This is a genomic window from Leisingera sp. ABM4_101 (assembly GCF_056158725.1).
This window is the reverse complement of the sequence record NZ_JBSWTV010000002.1, coordinates 1594556-1611414: the sequence shown is the minus strand read 5'-3', so window position 1 is coordinate 1611414 and position 16859 is coordinate 1594556. Positions and strand designations below refer to the sequence as shown.

The window sequence follows — 16859 nt, the reverse complement described above, 5'->3', positions numbered from 1 at the left end:
GCTTGCCTAAACCAGCATTGCCTCCCAGTCTGAAGACACGGAACGGCTGAAGAATCCCGGAACGCTAACCCCAGATTCAATGGGTGACATGCAGCGCTCCATAAGCGGTGTCCAGGCCCATTGCCCCTCCGTTTTCCCGATCAACCCTGCGTTCTTGCAAAGCTGCGCAAAGCCAGGGTCCAGCTCAACCACCGAAGACGCCATCGGCCCGTCCGGACCCTCCAAACTGGCTGCGCCCCATTCATCCTGGGTTTCGCACCCAAAGAAGGCGTAGACCATGTATTCGAACTCTTCCGCTCCGAGAGTGCGGCTTTCCAGCAAGTGCTGCCGGATTTTGCCACACGGCACAGCCGCTTTGAAAAAAGCGGTTTCTCTGTGCCTGGTGACTATCCCCAACTGCTCCAGCACCCAGGCCGCGCGGCTGTATGCTGCAACATTTGCCCAAATGAGCGCGCCAGCAAGGCCGCTGAACTGCGCGACGCCATCATACGCCCCGCTCTCGTTTTTCGCGCCCTCCTCGCCGGACACAATGTCCTTCCAGTCGTCAAAATCGAGCTGCGAGAAAAACCGCGTGAGCCTGAGCAACACATAACCTGCCATTTCAGCGGCAAGTTCAAACTGCGCTTCAGAAACCTGGTCTTTGTACATTTTCAGAGCCACCCGGAATTGAAATCTTCATCAGCTTGATACGCTGCCTGTCTTCAACTTCCTGATACCTGAGTATTTATCCTCTGCCCACAAAAGGCTCTGCGAATTCACCCCCGTGCCGGCGCAAACCGCTTGCGGTATTCACTCGGCGACAGGCCGACAATCCGCTGGAACAGCTTGCGGAAGGCGGAGACGTCCAGATAGCCCGCTTCCATCGCAATGCTCTCAATGCTGGCAGTTGACAGCTCCAGCCGCTCCCGCGCCTTGGCGACGCGCAGCTGCTGCAGGTATTGCGAGGGCTTCAGCCCGGTGGCGGCCTGAAAGCGGCGCAGGAAGGTGCGCTCCTCCAGCCCGGCCGCCGCCGCCATCTGCGGCACTGTTACCCCCTCAGCGTAGTGCGCCTGCAGCCAGTGCTGCGCCTTCAGCACCGGGGCGTCGCCATGGCTGAGGTCCGGGGCGAACAGGTTGTAGTAGCTCTGCTCGCGCCCGCCCGGGTCGATCAGAAAGAACCGCGCGGTTTCCAGCATCACCGCCAGCCCTAGGAACCGCGCCACCAGCCGCAAGCCAAGGTCGGTCCAGGCCATCAGCCCGCCTGCGGTGATCACGTCGCCATCGTCGATCAGCAGCCGCTCGGCCTGCAGCTGCACTTGCGGATAAGCCTGGGCAAAGGCCGGCGCCAAGGCCCAATGGGTGGTCGCCTGGCGCCCGTCCAGCAATCCCGTCTCCGCCAGCGGAAAGGCCCCGGCGCAGATCGAACAGACCAGCGCCCCGCCCCCGTGCTGCCGCGCCACCCAGGCTGAGACCGCGGCCAGTGCCGCCCCTTCCGGCCGCGGCCCCAGGCAGGGCGGCAGGATCACCGCGTCAAACCGGTCATCACCTTCAAACGCCTCGACAATCTCAACCCTCAGCCCCCGCGCTGCTTGCTGCATCCCGCTGGCGGCCTGCAGCAAGTCCTGCAAGCCCAGCACCGCCGCCCGCTGCGCGCAAGGATAGGCCGCCAGCCCGATCCGTATCTCTGTATCCGATGCCATTTGTCTGATTGAACCCGCTTTATGTCATTTCCGCCAATCACATCTGGGCACGCCGAGGGCCTATACCAACCCAGCATCCAAGGAAACAGAGATCCAAATGACCAAATCCGCATTGATCCTGATCGACATCCAGAACGACTATTTCCCCGGCGGCAAATGGGAGCTGCACGGGATCGAGGCCTCTGCCTCCAATGCCCGGCGCCTGCTGGACCAGGCCCGCGCCATGGGCCAATTGATCGTCCATGTGCATCACGAATTCACCTCTGACGACGCCCCCTTCTTTGCTCCCGGCAGCGAGGGCGCGCAGATCCATGCCTCGATGCAGCCCGCAGACGGCGAGCCCACCGTGCTCAAGCACCATGTGAACGCCTTCCGCGAAACCAATCTAAAACAGCTGCTGGACGAGAACGGCATCACCGATGTCACCATTGCCGGCGACATGAGCCACATGTGCATCGACGCCGCCGCCCGCGCCGCCGCTGACTATGGTTATGCGGTCACCGTGGTCGAGGACGCCTGCTCCTCCCGCGATCTGGAGTTCAACGGCGCAACCATCGCCGCCGCGGACGTGCACAAAGCCTATATGTCGGCGCTTGGCTTTGCCTATGCCGCCATTGTGACCACCGATTCCCTTGTTTCCGCCTGATCCTGAACGAGACTGCCTGAATGACCACGCTTTACCACGCCCCGCTCACCTGCTCCCTCGCTGCCCGCTTTGCTGCCGCCGAGGGCGGGGTGCCGCTGGACATCGCCTATCTGAACCTGCGCACCAAGGAACTGGAGGCCGGCGGCTCGCTCTATGACGTGAACCCGCTGGGCCAGGTCTCGGTGCTGGAGCTGGAGGACGGCACCCGCATCACCGAAACCGCCACCGTGCTGATGTGGATCCAGTCGCAATCGCAGAACCCGGAGTTCCGGGTGGATCCACAAGACCCAGACTATTTCCAGCTGCTGCGCTGGACCAATTTCTGCGCCACGGAACTGCACAAGGGGTTGTTCCGGGTGGTGTTCTACCAGGAGGCCACTGACGCCGTGAAGGACCGCGTGCGCGAGCTGGCACCACTGCGGTTCCAACTGCTGGAGGACCATCTGGCGGACCGCCCCTTCCTGCTGGGAGAGCGTTTTTGCGCCGCGGATGCCTATCTGGCCTGGTTCTTTGTACTGTCCGGCAACGCCCGCCTGGATCACAGCACCTATCCGAATCTGGAGGCCTACCGGCAGCGGGTTCTGTCCCGCCCGGCCCTGCAGAAGCTGGTCGAAAGCGACCGTGTCAAAGACAAGCAGATGGATCAGCAGATCATCCCGGCCTAGTGCCGCAGCGCCCGGGGCCAGCCGGCTCCGGGCCCGCCCGCTGAATTTGCGGTTGTTTTGTGATACACTTCCGGAATTCCTTTCAGCAGATAACCGGAGGTGACAGCCATGGCACATGTGGATTGGTATATCGAAGGCCGCAGCTTCGGGAACTGCAACTGCAATTACGGCTGCCCCTGCCAGTTCGAAGATCTGCCCACCCATGGGCATTGCACCGGGTTCGAGGTGATCCATATCGACAAGGGCCATTTCGGCGATACCGACCTGACTGGTGCCCGCGCTGCTCTGTTCTATGCCTGGCCCGGCCCGGTTTTCGAAGGCAAGGGCGCACTGCAGGCAATCATCGACGACCGGACCACCGACGCCCAGCGCGCGGCGATTGAAACCGTGTTCATGGGCGGCGAAACTGATGAGGAAGCCACCCACTGGTGGGTGTTCCGCGCCATGTGCGACACGGTCCACGAGACACTGGTCAAGCGGATCGACTACGAAGTTGACATCGAAAACCGCACCGCCAGGCTGGATATCGAAGGGCTGGTCACCTCAACCGGCCGCCCGATCCAGGCCCCGCACGGCGGCGGCGAGCACCGGGTGCGCATCGACATCCCCGGCGGGATCGAGTTCACTCTGGCAGAAATCGGCAGCGCCTCCACCAAGTCCAATGCTGCGATCAAGCTGGACCTGGACGACAGCTATGGCCAATGGGCCATCATCCGCCATGGCCCGCACGGGATCGCCGCCTGAGGCCGGCCAGCATCAAAACCTCGTAAAACGCTTGCCGGCGCCTTGGCTGCCAGTCAAACTTGCCGCATTCCCCAAACCCAAAGAGGCAAGCCATGAAAGCCTATTCAGGCAGCTGCCATTGCGGCGCTGTCCGCTTCTCCTTCCGTGCGCCGGAGATCACCAGCGCAATGCAATGCGACTGTTCGATCTGCATCCGCAAAACCGCCTATCTGACCCCGTTCAAAGTGCCTCATGAATATATGGAAGTCACCGCAGGCTGTGAGGCATTGAAGACCTACCGGTTCGGCACGATGGCGGCGCGGCACCATTTCTGCGGCACCTGCGGCATCCATACATTCGTGGAACCGCGCCTTTCGCCCGGCACCTTCCGCGTCAATCTGGGATGTATCGGCGAGGTCAATGCCCTGCATCTGCCATCGGAGATCTTCGACGGCAAAAGCCTGTAACATCCGGTTGGCCTTCAGCCCGTCAAACCAGCCGCCGCATCATCCCCTGCAGTGATTGCCGGCTGGCATAACCGAGTTTTTGCGCCACCCGGTCCAGAGCCTCTCCCCGGGCACCGGCCCGCAGCGCGATCTGACAGCGCAGCCGGTCCCGCCAGCCGCCGAAGCTGAGACCGGTTTGCTGCTGAAATCTGCGGGTGAAGCTGCGGCGGCTCATCCCGGCCAGCGCCGCCCAGTGGTCCAGCGTCTGGCCGCTGCCGGGTTCCGCCATCAGCGCATCGCAGACCCGCCGCAGCCGGGCATCCGCCGGATAAGGAAGTGCCAGCGGCGTCTTTCGCGCCGCGCCCAGCTCAATCAGGATCAGCTGGCTCAGGTGATGCGCCCGCGGCGGCAGCGGCCAGGGGTTGTTCATGCCGCAGAGCGCAGCGATCAGCCCCGCCAGCAGCGGCTCCACGGTGACCGCCCGGCACTGTGCCATTGCTGCGGCCCCAGCCTCGCGCGGGTGAACATACAGCGATTGAAGCTGCACCTCTCCGGCCATCCGGATCTCATGCGCCATCCCCGCCGGAATGATCAGCCCCGATCCTGCAGGCACCGCCCAGCTGGTGCCGTCCGCCTCCGCCATCATCAATCCCGCCACCGCATAGACCAGCTGATGGCGCGGATGATCGTGCCAGGCAGAGACATAACCGTCCTGATAGGTCCGCGCATAGGACACGACCCCATGCGGCAGCTTTTGCACCGCATCGGACGAGGTTTCCCTGCACCGTCGGAGATCCGCAGATTGGCCCATTTGCCTGGAAACTGGCCCCATTGCCACGAAAGGGCAAGCTAAAACGCAACCCATAGGAGGCAGTCCCATGCAGATACTCACCAGCACCGACGCGCTTGAACAAATCTACGGCTCCCCGGTGCCGCAGTCGCTGACCAAGGTCACGGCCCATCTGACGCCGCTTTACCGCAGCTGGATCAGCGCGGCGCGGTTTCTTGTCCTCTCCACCATTGGCCCCGAGGGCACCGACGCCAGCCCGCGCGGCGATGACGGCCCGGTGGTGCATGTGGCGGACGACAAGACCCTGTGGCTGCCCGACTGGCGCGGCAACAACCGCATCGACAGCCTGCGCAACATCGTCCGCGACAGCCGCGTCAGCCTGATGTTCATGGTGCCCGGCTGCAACAACGTAGTGCGGGTGAACGGCACCGCCGTCCTGACGGCAGACGAGAGCCTGCGCGCCCAGTTCGCCCGCAAGTCGCTGCTGCCAGCCACCGTCGCGGTGATCACGGTGGAGGAACTTTACTTCCAATGCGCCAAGGCGCTGATGCGCTCCCGCCTGTGGGACCCGGAAGCCGAACGCCCCGCCGTCCCCACTGCGGGCCAGTTCCTGAAGGAACAGGAAGAGAGTTTCGAGGCAGAAGCCTATGACGCAGGCTACGCGGAATACGCAAAAAGCCGGATGTGGTGAGGGGAGCGCCTTCAACCCGGCCATTCGAAGGCCTCATGGCCCCATGACTTAGTTTCAATTGGCAACGCGCTCAGCAGCCTATTGAATGAAGCCAGCCAAGTCAGCGGGGGACGTGATGCATCTGACCAGCGAAGAAACATACATGGCCTCTGACGCTGCACCGCCTGCGGTCTCGATGGCTATGCGCGTCGTGATGGAAACCGGGCGCCTGATGGGGGCCTCCTCTCTAATTCCCATTTCACACGCCCATATTGACGGCTGCGTGTATTTTTCTGACGCGGGCGTGCATTTCGCCGAGAAACTGCGCGATCTCGGCGGCAAGACCGCAGTTCCGTCCTCCCTGAACGTCGGCGCGCTGGATCTGGTCAATCCGGGTCTGATCCGGCATTCCGCCCGCGGCAAGGATATGGCCGGGCGGCTGATGAAAGCCTATACGGACATGGGCTGCAAACCGAGCTGGACCTGTGCGCCCTATCAGGCCGGTTTCCGTCCCGCAAAGGGCGAGCAGGTCGCTTGGGCGGAAAGCAATGCCATTGTCTTTGCGAACTCCATCCTCGGCGCCCGCACCAACCGCTATGGCGATTTCTTCGACATCTGCGCCGCAATCACCGGGCGGGCGCCGTACGTGGGGCTGCACCTTGCTGAAAACCGGCTGGCAACGGTGCTTGTGGATCTGTCGCATGTGCCGGATGCCCTCTTCGCAGAGGAGACCTTCTATCCGGTGCTTGGTACCTGGCTGGGGCAGACCGCAGGCAACAGCATTGCGGCGTTTCAAGGCATTCCGCCTGGCCTTCCCGAGGACTGGCTCAAGGCAATGGCCGCCGCCACTGCTGCCGCCGGATCCGTTGCCCTGTTCCACATCATCGGCACCACCCCCGAAGCCGCAACCGAGGATGACGCCTTTGGCGGCCGCCAGCCGCAACAGATCCTGCGCCCCACACTGCAGGAACTGCAGCAGGTGCGCATGTCCCTGACCTCGGCGGCGGATAGAAAAATCGACTGTGTCGCCCTCGGCAGCCCGCATTTCTCGCTGGAGGAATGCCAGACGCTGGCCAAGCTTTGCGCGGGCAAGAGCTTTTCGAAACCCGTCTACGTCTGCACCCGGCACGACGTTTATGCGGCTCTGACACAGACCGGAGAGCGGCAGCTGATCGAAGCGGCCGGCGGTACATTTGTCATCGGCACCTGCGTGGTGGTGACACCGATTTTGCGGCAGACGTCAGGGGTGCTGATGACGAACTCGGGAAAATTCGCGCACTACAGCAAATCCACCGTCAATCACGACGTCATCTATGGCTCCTTGCGGGAATGCGTGGCCGCCGCAGTTACTGGCGTTGCAGAACAGGACAGCACGCTATGGGGATGATCATCACGGATACCAAGGTGCTGGTTCCTGGAACCGCCAAAGGCGAAGTCCTCAAGCTGGACGCCCCGATCTGCTTCTGGGGCGGGCTGGATGCCAGAACCTCGCAAATCGCCGACCCGGACCACCCGCAATTCGGCGAGTACATCGAAGGCAAGGTTGTAGCGATCCCCAGCATCACCGGTTCATCTTCCTCCAGCCAGTACCTGATGGACCTGATGATGCACGGCAAACCGCCGCGGGCGATCCTGCTGGGCAGCGAAGACATCATCATTGCGATGGCCGTCATCGTAGGCCGGGAACTGGGTTATCCGGAGTTTCCCATTTTGACCTGCAGCGTGGAAGAGCTGGAAACCGGAATGTTTGCCGTTCTGGACGAGGCCGGGGCAATCCGCGTGGGCGCGGTGCAGGCTGCGCCCAGCACTTAGCCTCTTCGCAATGCAGGCAAAAGCAGCGCTGCAAATCCGGTCCTTCAGCCAAAGCCCCATAGCTCCAACAGAAAAAGGCCGCCCCAACCGGGACGGCCTTCTCTGAATTCGGACTTCTCCGGAAGCCTTAGGCTGCCAGCGCGTCCTGTGCCTGGCGGACGATTGCACCGAAGGCTTCGGGCTCGTGCACGGCCAGGTCGGCCAGAACTTTGCGGTCCACTTCGATGCCGGCCAGGTTCAGGCCGTTGATGAAGCGGGAGTAGGTCAGCGCTTCGTCGTGCGAACGCACAGCAGCGTTGATACGCTGGATCCACAGCGCGCGGAAGTTGCGCTTGCGGTTCTTACGGTCGCGGGTTGCGTACTGGTTCGCCTTGTCGACGGCCTGACGGGCAACCTTGAAGGTGTTCTTGCGGCGGCCGTAGTAACCTTTGGCTGCCTTGATGACCTTCTTGTGACGGGCGTGAGTTGTGGTACCACCTTTTACGCGGGACATATCTCAGATCTCCTCTTAGCGGTCGTAGGGCATGAAGCCCTTGACGATCTTTGCGTCCGGTGCGGACAGGGTGGTGGTGCCGCGGGCGTCGCGGATGAATTTCTTGTGGCGTTTGATCATGCCATGGCGCTTGCCGGCCTGACCTGCAACGACCTTGCCAGTTGCTGTCACCTTGAAGCGCTTTTTGGCGCTCGACTTTGTCTTCATCTTGGGCATTTCCGTCTCCTTCAATGCGGGTTCGCTAGACGCGCGACTCGGCATGCCTCGACGGCCGGCCGCGCGGAACAGAGCTGCCCTTTAAGCAATGCTGGCAGGATGGGCAAGCAAATTCTCTAAAGAAGCTGCCCAAGAACCCGGAAAAACGCATCCGGGATTTCGCTCACCGCATAGCCGCCGGGCTTCATCACCACCGCATAGGTGATCAGCCCGATGGCGATCAGGATAGTCAGCACCGATGCCCGCGGCGGGCGCCGTTCGCTGAAGGCCGACAGGATCGACGGCACCGAAAACCCGGCAATCACCAGCCCCGCAATCAGCGGAAGATCGGTATTCATGCTACTCTTACCTCACATAGCCGTGAGGTCAGGTTATTCCGGGTCGGTGCTGTAGATCAACCGCTCGTCGCAAGGGGCGATGCGCAGGATATTGGTGGTGCCGGGCACGTTGAACGGCACGCCGGCAGTCACCACGATCTGATCGCTTTCCCCGGCATAGCCGCCCGCTCGCGCGGCGCGGGCCGCACTGACCACCGCGCCCTTGAAGCGGTCCAGCTCCGGGGTCATCACACATTTGCAGCCCCAGCTCAGACAGAGCCGCCGCGCCGTCGCGCTGACCGGGGTCATGGCGATGATCGGCACGCCGGGGCGTTCCCGTGCCGTCAGCAGCGCAGTCGTGCCGGACTGGGTGAAGCAACAGATCGCCTTGATTTCCGTCTTTTCGGCAATCTCCCGCGCCGCAGCGACAATGCCATCGGCCACCGTGGTGCCCTTGGCCGAGCGCGAGGCGGCGATGATCTGGGTATAGGTCGGGTCCGCTTCGACCTCGATAGCAACCTTGTCCATGGTCTTGACCGCCTGCACCGGGTATTGGCCCGCCGCAGATTCCGCGCTCAGCATGATGGCGTCGGTACCCTCGTAGATGGCGGTTGCCACATCGGAAACTTCGGCGCGCGTCGGCATCGGGCTTTCGATCATGCTTTCCAGCATCTGGGTCGCCACGATCACCGGCTTGGCCGCGGCCCGGCATTTGCGCACCAGGCGTTTCTGGATCGGCGGCACTGCCGCCACCGGCAGCTCCACGCCCAGGTCGCCGCGCGCCACCATGATGCCGTCGGAGGCATCCAGAATGGCTTCGAAATCCTCCACTGCCTGCGGCTTTTCAATCTTCGACAGCACCGCCGCGCGGCCATCGGCCAGCGCCCGTGCTTCATAGACATCCTTGGCCCGCTGCACAAAAGACAGCGCAAGCCAGTCCACTCCCAGGGAGCAGGCGAACTCCAGATCCGCCCGGTCCTTGTCTGACAAGGCGGCCAGAGGCAGCACAACGTCCGGTACATTCACCCCCTTGCGGTTGGATATCGTACCGCCGGTCTCTACCGTGCAATCTGCGAAATCCGGACCGCAGGCATCCACCACGAGACGGATCTTGCCGTCGTTGACCAACAGATGCGCGCCCGGCTCCAGTGCCTGGAAGATCTCCGGATGCGGCAGGCACACGCGCGCCGCATCTCCCTCTGCCTCATCCAGGTCGAGGCGGAACTTGGCGCCCTCCTCCAGCTCCTCGGCGCCATTGGCAAAGACGCCAACCCGCAGTTTCGGCCCCTGCAAGTCAGCCAGGATGGCAATCGGACTGTCCAGGTCCTGCTCCACCTGGCGGATGATCTTGTGCTTCTCGGCAATCTCAGGATGGCTGCCGTGCGACATGTTCAGGCGGAACACATCGGCGCCCGCCTCATGCAGGGCGCGGATGGTCTCATAGGTCTCGGAAGCCGGCCCCAAAGTGGCGACAATCTTCACATTGCGTGAACGTTTCATTGGGGGTCTCTCCTCCGGCCCGAATTTCTGTTACCGCAAACAGCGCTTGAGGTGCTTATCCCCCAATTCCCATTCTGCCGCAACTCCCGTAAACAGCTTGCGGCAAAACATATCAGGCTCATGACATACACACCCTTTTTTGTTCACGGCGAAGACCGTCCCGCCCGCTGGCTGATTACCTGCGACCATGCAACCAACCACGTGCCGGAATTTGCCGGCGGCGGCGACCTTGGGCTGCCCCGCGAGGACATGGAACGCCACATCGCCTATGACGTCGGCGCCTATGAGGTGTCGAAACTCTTGGGCGAGATGCTGGACGCGCCGGTGGTGGCCTCCAATTTCTCGCGCCTGGTGATCGACCCGAACCGCGGCGAGGACGACCCGACGCTTTTGATGAAGCTTTATGACGGCACCATCATCCCCGCCAACCGCCACGCGGGCGAGGCAGAGCTGAAGGAGCGGCTGGAGGCCTGCTACCGCCCCTACCACCGGGCGCTGGCAAGGCTGGCCGAACGCCCCCGCACCGTGATCATCTCGGTGCACAGCTTCACCCGCCAGCTGCGCGGGCGGCCGCCACGGCCTTGGGAGATCGGCATCCTGTTCCCCGAGGGCGAGCGGTTCTCGCCTTTTGTGGTGGACGAACTGAACCGCCGCGGCGATCTGTGTGTCGGCGTCAATGAACCCTACACCGGCTACCTGCCCGGCGATGCGATTGAGACCCACGCCACCAAACCGGGCCGCCCCAACACGCTGATCGAGCTGCGCAATGACCTGATTGCCGAGCACAAGGGCCAGCATGAGTGGGCCGAACGGCTGGCCCTCGTTTTGCCCAAGGCGCTGGACGCCTCCGGTCTGTAACCCTGCCTCCTCCTGCCGTTTCCCGCATCGGGAAACGGCAGCCAGAAGTTGCAGAACCGGTACGGCATCCCCATATCTGTAACGGAAACGCGGAACAGATACGGGAAAGGAGCCGCCATGGCCCAAGACACTCTCTCCGCCTTTTTCGGCTGGCTGACCATCCTGCACCTTGGCCTGTTCACCCTCTCCGCCATCCTGCTGATGCTGTTGCAGGATTGGGTGGCCCGGCTGCATGGCCGGATGTTCGGACTGGCGCCGGCAGATGTCAGCCTGACGGTTTACCGCTGGCTTGGCACCTACAAGATCGTGATCTTCGCCACCGCGCTGGGGCCTTGGGTCGCTCTGCAACTGATCTGAGCCCGCGCCCATTGCCCGCTCCCCTCCCGGCTGCTAGGCCTGCGGGGACGCAAGACAACTCCGGAGCCACCGCCATGGACAAGCAAACCGAGATCGAGATCCAGGCCGCCGCCTTCCGCCGCCTGCAGAAGCACCTGATGGAAGACCGCACCGACGTGCAGAACATCGACCTGATGAACATGGCCGGCTTCTGCCGCAACTGCCTGGCCCGCTGGTATCAGGAGGCCGCAAATGAGCGCGGCATCGAAATGGACAAGACCGAGGCCCGCGAAGCCTACTACGGCATGACCATGGCCGAGTGGAAAGCCAACTACCAGACCGAGGCCAGCGCCGAAAAACAAGCCGCCTTTGAGGTCGCCTTCAAGGAGAACGTTACGGACAAGCAGTAGGCTCAGCCGCCTTCCGCGCAGGCCTCTGCGACCACAGCACGGCCACAAAAATAACCGCCCCGCCTGCCATGGCCTGCAGGCTGGGCCGTTCGGCCAGGATCAGAAAGGCCAGCAGCGGCGCCAGCGGCGTCTCCAATGCTGACAAGAGCGCAGTTTCCGGCGCAGGCAGCCGCCGCGCGCCCTCGCACAGGGTCACAGAGGCTACGGCGAATACCAGCCCGAACAGCACCAGCACCGGCAATTCTCCCGCTGGCACCTCTGCCACAGGCGCGCAGAGTGCAGCCACCGGCAGCAGCAAGAGCGAGGAGACCGCATTGGGCAGCGCGGCCGTCACATCCGGCCACCTGCGGTAGGCGGTCATGATCGCCGCCATCATCAGCGTCATGAACAGCGCCAGACCGTCGCCCGCCAGGCTGCCCTGCCCGGCTGAGCCGGAAACGATGATAGCCACCCCGCCCAGTGCTGCGGCACTGGCCAGCATAACCCGGGCGGCGGGCCGCTCACGCAGCACCAGCCAGGCCAGAGCAGCGGCGGCAAAAGGCGCCGCGGCATAGATCAGAGCCACATTGGCGACGCTGCTCAGCTTGAAGGCCGGGATGAAGGCGGCACTGCCTGCAGCCCCCATCACAGCAATCAGCCAGGCCCGGCTGTCAAAGGCACGGACCTCAACGGCAAGCTCCCGCCGGGCGGCTAGCCAGGCCAAGGTAAACCCGGCCGCTGCCAGCCCGCGCCAGAAAAGTATCACCCAGGCGGCGGCAGCGACGGAACGGGTGAAGATACCCGCGGTGCTGAATACCGCCGCCGAGAGAACAACCAGGCAAATGCCTGCCGCGCGCGGTGGAAAATTGAACGGTGCCACGGCCAGGCCCTCCTCTTGCAGAAGGCCTGTCTATCCTCCCGCTGCTGACAACACCGCGTCAGCAGCAGGCTGGTTTTTGACAGCACCCGGCCCTCGCGAAGCTCTTCCGAGGCTCTCCCGCGCCCGCACAGTCCCCCGGCCCACGGCCGGACGTCCGGCGGGCTTGGGCCCGGCACCGCGCCATGCGCGGTGCCGGGCCCAACTGCTGGGGGTGCATTTTCAATGCAGATCCGGCAGGCGGGAGCCCCCTTAGGCCTGGTAGATAAACGCTGGCTCAGGCCACCACGCCGCGCGATTTCAGCGCTGCAAATGCCTCTGGCGCAATCCCGAGCTCTGCCAGGACGGCAGCACTGTCGGCGCCATGCTCCCGCGGGCCATGGTCCAGCGCCGGACCGCCGTGGCCGTAGGCAAAGCCTGCGACCGCAAACTTTTGCCCCCCGGCCTCCTGCACCACGCCGCGGGCCGCGTAATGCGGCTCCTCCAGGCTTTCCTCCAGATACCGCACCCGGGCCGCGGGCACATGATGCGCGTTCAGCAGCGCCTCCCATTCCGCAGCTGTCCGCGTCAGCATGACCTCCGCCAGCACCTCTGCATCCCACACCCTGCGCGCGGCGATATCCTGGCGCGGCGTCTCCGCGATAGCCTGCGCCTCTGCCGGGCGGCCCAGGGTGCGCATCAGCGCCGCCATCTGCTTGCTGGTATAGGCGCCGATCATCACCGTGCCCTCTGCCGTCTGATAGGCCGCATAACCGGCCAGTGCGGGATCCTGGTTGCCATGCGGGCGCGGCCCCTTGCCGGTGTGCAGCGCCTGCGCCGTGCCGGAGTTCTGCAGCATCAAGGCCGCATCCGCCATCGCCACGTCAATGCGCCGCCCCTGCCCCGTCACCGCCCGCCCATAGAGCGCTGCTGCAATGGCAAAGGCCGCCTGCGCGCCAGTGCCGTAATCCACCATCGCAGGCCCGACCCGCAGCGGCTCCTGCCCTGCTGCGCCATTGGCAGCCATGATGCCGCTGAAAGCCTGGATCACCGTGTCATAAGCGGGGTGCTCCGCCTTTGGCCCTTGCTGCCCGAAACCGCTGATCGCGCAATAGATCAGATCCGGCTTCAGCTCCGACAGCTGCTCATAGGTAAGTCCCAGCCGCCGCACCGCCGGCAGGGTGTAGTTCTGCACCACCACATCAGCTGTCCGCACAAGATTGGCAAAGATCTCCCGGCCCTCCGGCTTGGCCAGATCCAGCGCCAGGCATTTCTTGCCCGCCCCCTGGGCCTGAAAGGACAAGCCCATCCCCTGAGCATTCAGCTCCGGATCGGCACCTTCGGTGCGGGTCATATCCGGCTGGCCTGGGGGTTCGATCTTGATCACCTCTGCCCCCAGCGCCGCCAGCTGATAGGCCGCAAACGGCCCCGCAAAAACATGGGTCAGGTCAAGCACCCGCACCCCTTCAAATGGCCGCATGAAATCTCCTCCCTGCTCAGGACAGGCTAGGCGTTCAGCCACGCGGCCACCGGCCCGTTTCCGCCGCCGCAAGCGTCGTTTTCAGGTCTTGGGGCGAAGCCCGGACAACAGGGGCGCTGCCCCTCTTGGCCTGCGGCCAATTCACCCTGGAGTATTTAGAACCAGAAAGAAGCAGCGGCAGGAGAGGCTCCGGGGCCAGGATACCGCCACTCCCGCAAGGCAGGAATTACCTCGTCCCGCCTGCCGCATGGGCTGATACCGGCAGCACAGGACATCGATGGTTTTATGAGAATGAGAAGCGTGATTTCAACCCTGGCCCTTGCCGGAGCCCCGTTGCTCCCCGCCGCGTTTGTGCCGCACGCCCTGCAGACTGCGGCGGCCGCAAAAGCTCTCCCCCAGCAGGGCTGCCATCTGGAAAAGGCACCGGCGAGTTTCACTGCCACTGACACACGCAGAAGGCCGCCTGCCCGGGCGGCCTTTTCGCTCAAAAACAGGAACAGGTTTATGCGGCCCGCTGCGGGGCCCGGCTGCTTAGTTCAGGAACCGGCCCAGCAACCGCGCGGCCAGCGACCCCTTGGCCGCATCGCCGGAAGCCGCTGCAATCTCAGGATCAATGGCCTCTTCCGCGGTCAGGACCCGGCGCACGGCGGCCAGGATCTCTGCCTCGCTGATCTCCGCAGGCGACCCTTCCAAAACTGCGGCAAATTCCGGCTGACAGGTCTGATCCATGGTGCAACTCCAAAACGTGAAACTCTGGCACATACCCAAGACGGCGGGGCACTGCTTTCTATGCACCCACCCTATCCTATTTCGCCGTTGACTGGCCCATTTTGTGTAAAATTAGTTAAAATCCCGCCGCGAATACCCGCTTTCAAGAACAGTCACCCTGTATAGGCAGGATTGTCGGCACTCTGGCGCCAATTGCGGCCAAAACTTCGCTCCAAACAGGTGCCGGACATGCTCCAAGCGCAAAATCCGCAACAAAAAAGACCGCCCAGCAGGGCGGCCTTCTGCATCAGTCCGGGCTGCGGGCCTCAGATGGCTTTCTTGCGGCTCTCTTCCAGGTAGATCTCGCGCAGGCGCTTGGCGATCGGGCCCGGGGTGCCGTCGCCCAGGGTCACGCCGTCGATCTCCACCACCGGCATCACAAAGGCGCTGGCGGAGGTGGTGAAGGCCTCATCCGCTTCTTTTGCTTCATCGATAGTGAACAGGCGCTCTTCGATTTCCATCTGCGCTTCTTCCGCCAGACGCAGCACTGCGGCGCGGGTGATGCCGTGCAGGATGTCATTGGACAGCGGACGGGTCACGATCTTGCCGTTCTTGACGTAATAGGCATTGTTGGAAGTGCCTTCGGTCACATGGCCGTCCTCGATCAGCCAGGCATCGTCGCAGCCCGCTTTCTTGGCCATCATCTTGCCCATGGAGGGATAGAGCAGCTGCACGGTCTTGATGTCGCGGCGGCCCCAGCGGATGTCCTCGATCGAGATGATCTTGGCGCCTTTGGCAGCGGCGGGGCTGTCGGCCAGGCCGGGCTTGTTCTGGGTGAACAGCACCAGGCTCGGCGGCGTGTCTTCGGACGGGAACACAAAATCCCGGTCGCCGTCGGAGCCGCGGGAAACCTGCAGGTAGACCAGGCCTTCCTCGATGCCGTTCAGCTCCACCAGCTTGCGGTGGATCTCCAGCAGCTCCTCCTTGGAGCAGGGCGAGGGCATGTCGAGTTCGTTCAGCGAGCGTTCCAGGCGCACCGCGTGGCCTTCAAAGTCGATCAGCTTGCCGTCCAGGATCGAAGTCACCTCGTAAACCGCATCGGCAAACAGGAAGCCGCGGTCGAAGATCGAAACCTTGGCCTCATTTTCCGGCAGGTATTCGCCATTCACATAAACGGTGCGGGTCATTGTCTCTCTCCTCAGCCCCAAAGCTCAGCTGCAGGCGGGTGAACCCCGTCCTGGTCGAATGTCAAAGGTGTTGCGCGGTCTTCGGCCAGAAGCAGCGGCCCGTCAAGATCCGTTACCGCCGCACCTTGCGCCACAAGCGTCGCTGGCGCCATCGCCAGCGAGGAGCCGACCATGCAGCCGACCATCACCTGATAGCCTTCGGCCAAGGCCTGCGCGCGCAGTTTCAGCGCCTCGGTCAGGCCGCCGGTCTTGTCCAGCTTGATGTTGACCACATCATATTTACCCTTGAGCCCTGGCAGGCTTTCGCGGTCATGGCAGCTTTCGTCGGCGCAGACCGGCACCGGGCGTTCCATGCCGATCAGGGCGTCGTCCTCACCCGCAGGCAGCGGCTGCTCCACCAGTTCCACGCCGAGGCGCACCAGATGCGGCGCCAGATCGGCATAGACCTCGGCCGACCAGCCTTCATTCGCGTCGATGATGATCTTGGCATCCGGCGCGCCAGCGCGCACTGCTTCCAGGCGGGGCATGTCATCAGGGGTGCCGAGCTTGATCTTCAAGAGCGGCCGGAAGGCATTCTCCGCCGCCTGTTTCTGCATGTTCTCAGGGGTATCGAGCGACAGCGTATAGGCGGTGATCTCCGCCTTGGGCTCCGGCAGGCCTGCCAGTTCCCAGACGCGTTTGCCGGCCTGTTTGGCCTCCAGGTCCCATAGCGCGCAGTCGACCGCATTGCGGGCCGCACCTGCGGGCAGCAGCGATTGCAGCTCTTGCCGGGTGAAATCGGCAGGCAGGCCTTCGATCTCGGCGGTCACGCTCTCCAGAGTTTCATTGTAGCGGGCATAAGGCACGCATTCGCCCCAGCCGGTAACGCCATCCTTCTCGATCTTGACGGTCAGCACCTTGGCTTCGGTGCGCGAGCCGCGCGAGATGGTGAACACCTGCGCCAGTTTGAATACGTCCGGGGTGACGGAGACCTGCATCGCCTGATCCTTCCCTTGCAGCGGACGCCGCCGCGGTCCGGCACAACTCCGGCCGGGACAAGCCTCCCGCTTTTTCATCTTGCAAAAAATACTCCCGCCGGAGGCATCCCA

Annotated in this window: 22 protein-coding genes; 10 read left to right on the top strand and 12 right to left on the bottom strand. The window is 63.4% G+C overall.

Annotated features, from left to right (window positions below; all coding sequences use genetic code 11):
- Positions 1-6 precede the first annotated feature (6 nt).
- Together ACXAEK_RS08910 and ACXAEK_RS08905 are read right to left on the bottom strand one after the other, a co-directional pair.
- Positions 7-648, bottom strand: coding sequence for a hypothetical protein (locus ACXAEK_RS08910; protein WP_475041280.1), 642 nt, complete (start codon positions 646-648; stop codon positions 7-9).
- A gap of 107 nt (positions 649-755) precedes the next feature.
- The gene (locus ACXAEK_RS08905) at positions 756-1679 is read right to left on the bottom strand and encodes a GlxA family transcriptional regulator (protein ID WP_475041278.1); all 924 of its coding nucleotides are present in this window, start codon (positions 1677-1679) and stop codon (positions 756-758) included.
- Between the two features lie 97 nt (positions 1680-1776).
- Between ACXAEK_RS08905 and ACXAEK_RS08900 the strand changes: the two genes are divergently transcribed.
- From ACXAEK_RS08900 to ACXAEK_RS08885, 4 genes are all read left to right on the top strand, one after another.
- Positions 1777-2325: a cysteine hydrolase family protein gene (locus tag ACXAEK_RS08900; protein WP_475041277.1), complete on the top strand. Its 549-nt coding sequence runs from the start codon at positions 1777-1779 to the stop codon at positions 2323-2325.
- A 20-nt stretch (positions 2326-2345) separates the two neighbouring features.
- Positions 2346-2990, top strand: a complete 645-nt coding sequence (locus ACXAEK_RS08895) for a glutathione S-transferase family protein (protein ID WP_475041275.1) — start codon at positions 2346-2348, stop codon at positions 2988-2990.
- A gap of 108 nt (positions 2991-3098) precedes the next feature.
- The gene (locus ACXAEK_RS08890) at positions 3099-3734 is read left to right on the top strand and encodes a DUF1326 domain-containing protein (RefSeq protein ID WP_475041274.1); all 636 of its coding nucleotides are present in this window, start codon (positions 3099-3101) and stop codon (positions 3732-3734) included.
- A gap of 92 nt (positions 3735-3826) precedes the next feature.
- A complete protein-coding gene (locus tag ACXAEK_RS08885; RefSeq protein ID WP_475041272.1) occupies positions 3827-4180 on the top strand; it encodes a GFA family protein in 354 nt (117 codons plus the stop codon).
- A gap of 22 nt (positions 4181-4202) precedes the next feature.
- On the opposite strand, the gene ACXAEK_RS08880 is transcribed toward ACXAEK_RS08885, so the two are convergent.
- Positions 4203-4895, bottom strand: a complete 693-nt coding sequence (locus tag ACXAEK_RS08880) for an AraC family transcriptional regulator (RefSeq protein ID WP_475041271.1) — start codon at positions 4893-4895, stop codon at positions 4203-4205.
- Between the two features lie 142 nt (positions 4896-5037).
- On the opposite strand from ACXAEK_RS08880, the gene ACXAEK_RS08875 reads away from it, so the two are divergent.
- The 3 genes from ACXAEK_RS08875 (at position 5038) to ACXAEK_RS08865 (ending at position 7431) form a co-directional block, all read left to right on the top strand.
- The gene (locus ACXAEK_RS08875; protein ID WP_475041269.1) at positions 5038-5640 is read left to right on the top strand and encodes a pyridoxamine 5'-phosphate oxidase family protein; all 603 of its coding nucleotides are present in this window, start codon (positions 5038-5040) and stop codon (positions 5638-5640) included.
- An 85-nt stretch (positions 5641-5725) separates the two neighbouring features.
- Positions 5726-7006 carry an aconitase X gene (locus tag ACXAEK_RS08870; protein ID WP_475041268.1) on the top strand — a complete coding sequence of 427 codons (1281 nt, stop codon included), beginning with the start codon at positions 5726-5728 and terminating at the stop codon, positions 7004-7006.
- The gene (locus tag ACXAEK_RS08865) at positions 6997-7431 is read left to right on the top strand and encodes an aconitase X swivel domain-containing protein (protein WP_475041267.1); all 435 of its coding nucleotides are present in this window, start codon (positions 6997-6999) and stop codon (positions 7429-7431) included. The genes ACXAEK_RS08870 and ACXAEK_RS08865 overlap by 10 nt, the downstream gene beginning before the upstream one ends.
- A gap of 127 nt (positions 7432-7558) precedes the next feature.
- Here the strand turns inward: ACXAEK_RS08865 and rplT are convergent, their stop codons facing one another.
- The 4 genes from rplT to pyk form a co-directional block, all read right to left on the bottom strand.
- Positions 7559-7924 carry a 50S ribosomal protein L20 gene (gene rplT, locus ACXAEK_RS08860; protein WP_008206278.1) on the bottom strand — a complete coding sequence of 122 codons (366 nt, stop codon included), beginning with the start codon at positions 7922-7924 and terminating at the stop codon, positions 7559-7561.
- A 15-nt stretch (positions 7925-7939) separates the two neighbouring features.
- A complete protein-coding gene (rpmI, locus tag ACXAEK_RS08855) occupies positions 7940-8140 on the bottom strand; it encodes a 50S ribosomal protein L35 (RefSeq protein ID WP_475041266.1) in 201 nt (66 codons plus the stop codon).
- Between the two features lie 116 nt (positions 8141-8256).
- Entirely contained in the window at positions 8257-8478 is a 222-nt protein-coding gene (locus ACXAEK_RS08850) for a hypothetical protein (RefSeq protein WP_475041264.1), read from the bottom strand.
- Positions 8479-8511: 33 nt separating this feature from the next.
- Entirely contained in the window at positions 8512-9957 is a 1446-nt protein-coding gene (gene pyk / locus ACXAEK_RS08845; RefSeq protein ID WP_475041263.1) for a pyruvate kinase, read from the bottom strand.
- Between the two features lie 120 nt (positions 9958-10077).
- Here pyk and ACXAEK_RS08840 point away from each other — a divergent pair, with 120 nt between their 5' ends.
- The 3 genes from ACXAEK_RS08840 to ACXAEK_RS08830 all read left to right on the top strand — a co-directional run bounded on the left by ACXAEK_RS08840 (position 10078) and on the right by ACXAEK_RS08830 (position 11561).
- Positions 10078-10815, top strand: coding sequence for an N-formylglutamate amidohydrolase (locus ACXAEK_RS08840; protein WP_475041261.1), 738 nt, complete (start codon positions 10078-10080; stop codon positions 10813-10815).
- Between the two features lie 117 nt (positions 10816-10932).
- Positions 10933-11172: a DUF6868 family protein gene (locus ACXAEK_RS08835; RefSeq protein WP_475041259.1), complete on the top strand. Its 240-nt coding sequence runs from the start codon at positions 10933-10935 to the stop codon at positions 11170-11172.
- Positions 11173-11246: 74 nt separating this feature from the next.
- Positions 11247-11561, top strand: a complete 315-nt coding sequence (locus ACXAEK_RS08830; RefSeq protein WP_475041258.1) for a DUF1244 domain-containing protein — start codon at positions 11247-11249, stop codon at positions 11559-11561.
- Here the strand turns inward: ACXAEK_RS08830 and ACXAEK_RS08825 are convergent.
- The 5 genes from ACXAEK_RS08825 to dgcA form a co-directional block, all read right to left on the bottom strand.
- Entirely contained in the window at positions 11545-12420 is an 876-nt protein-coding gene (locus ACXAEK_RS08825; protein ID WP_475041256.1) for a DMT family transporter, read from the bottom strand. The two genes, ACXAEK_RS08830 and ACXAEK_RS08825, sit on opposite strands and share 17 nt — an antisense overlap.
- 274 nt (positions 12421-12694) lie before the next feature.
- The gene (locus ACXAEK_RS08820) at positions 12695-13876 is read right to left on the bottom strand and encodes a CaiB/BaiF CoA transferase family protein (protein WP_475041255.1); all 1182 of its coding nucleotides are present in this window, start codon (positions 13874-13876) and stop codon (positions 12695-12697) included.
- A gap of 531 nt (positions 13877-14407) precedes the next feature.
- The gene (locus ACXAEK_RS08815) at positions 14408-14605 is read right to left on the bottom strand and encodes a hypothetical protein (RefSeq protein ID WP_475041253.1); all 198 of its coding nucleotides are present in this window, start codon (positions 14603-14605) and stop codon (positions 14408-14410) included.
- A 305-nt stretch (positions 14606-14910) separates the two neighbouring features.
- Positions 14911-15771 (bottom strand): D-amino-acid transaminase, encoded by an 861-nt coding sequence (locus tag ACXAEK_RS08810; protein ID WP_475041252.1) that lies wholly within the window; start codon positions 15769-15771, stop codon positions 14911-14913.
- Between the two features lie 11 nt (positions 15772-15782).
- The gene (gene dgcA / locus ACXAEK_RS08805; protein WP_475041251.1) at positions 15783-16748 is read right to left on the bottom strand and encodes an N-acetyl-D-Glu racemase DgcA; all 966 of its coding nucleotides are present in this window, start codon (positions 16746-16748) and stop codon (positions 15783-15785) included.
- Positions 16749-16859 lie beyond the last annotated feature (111 nt).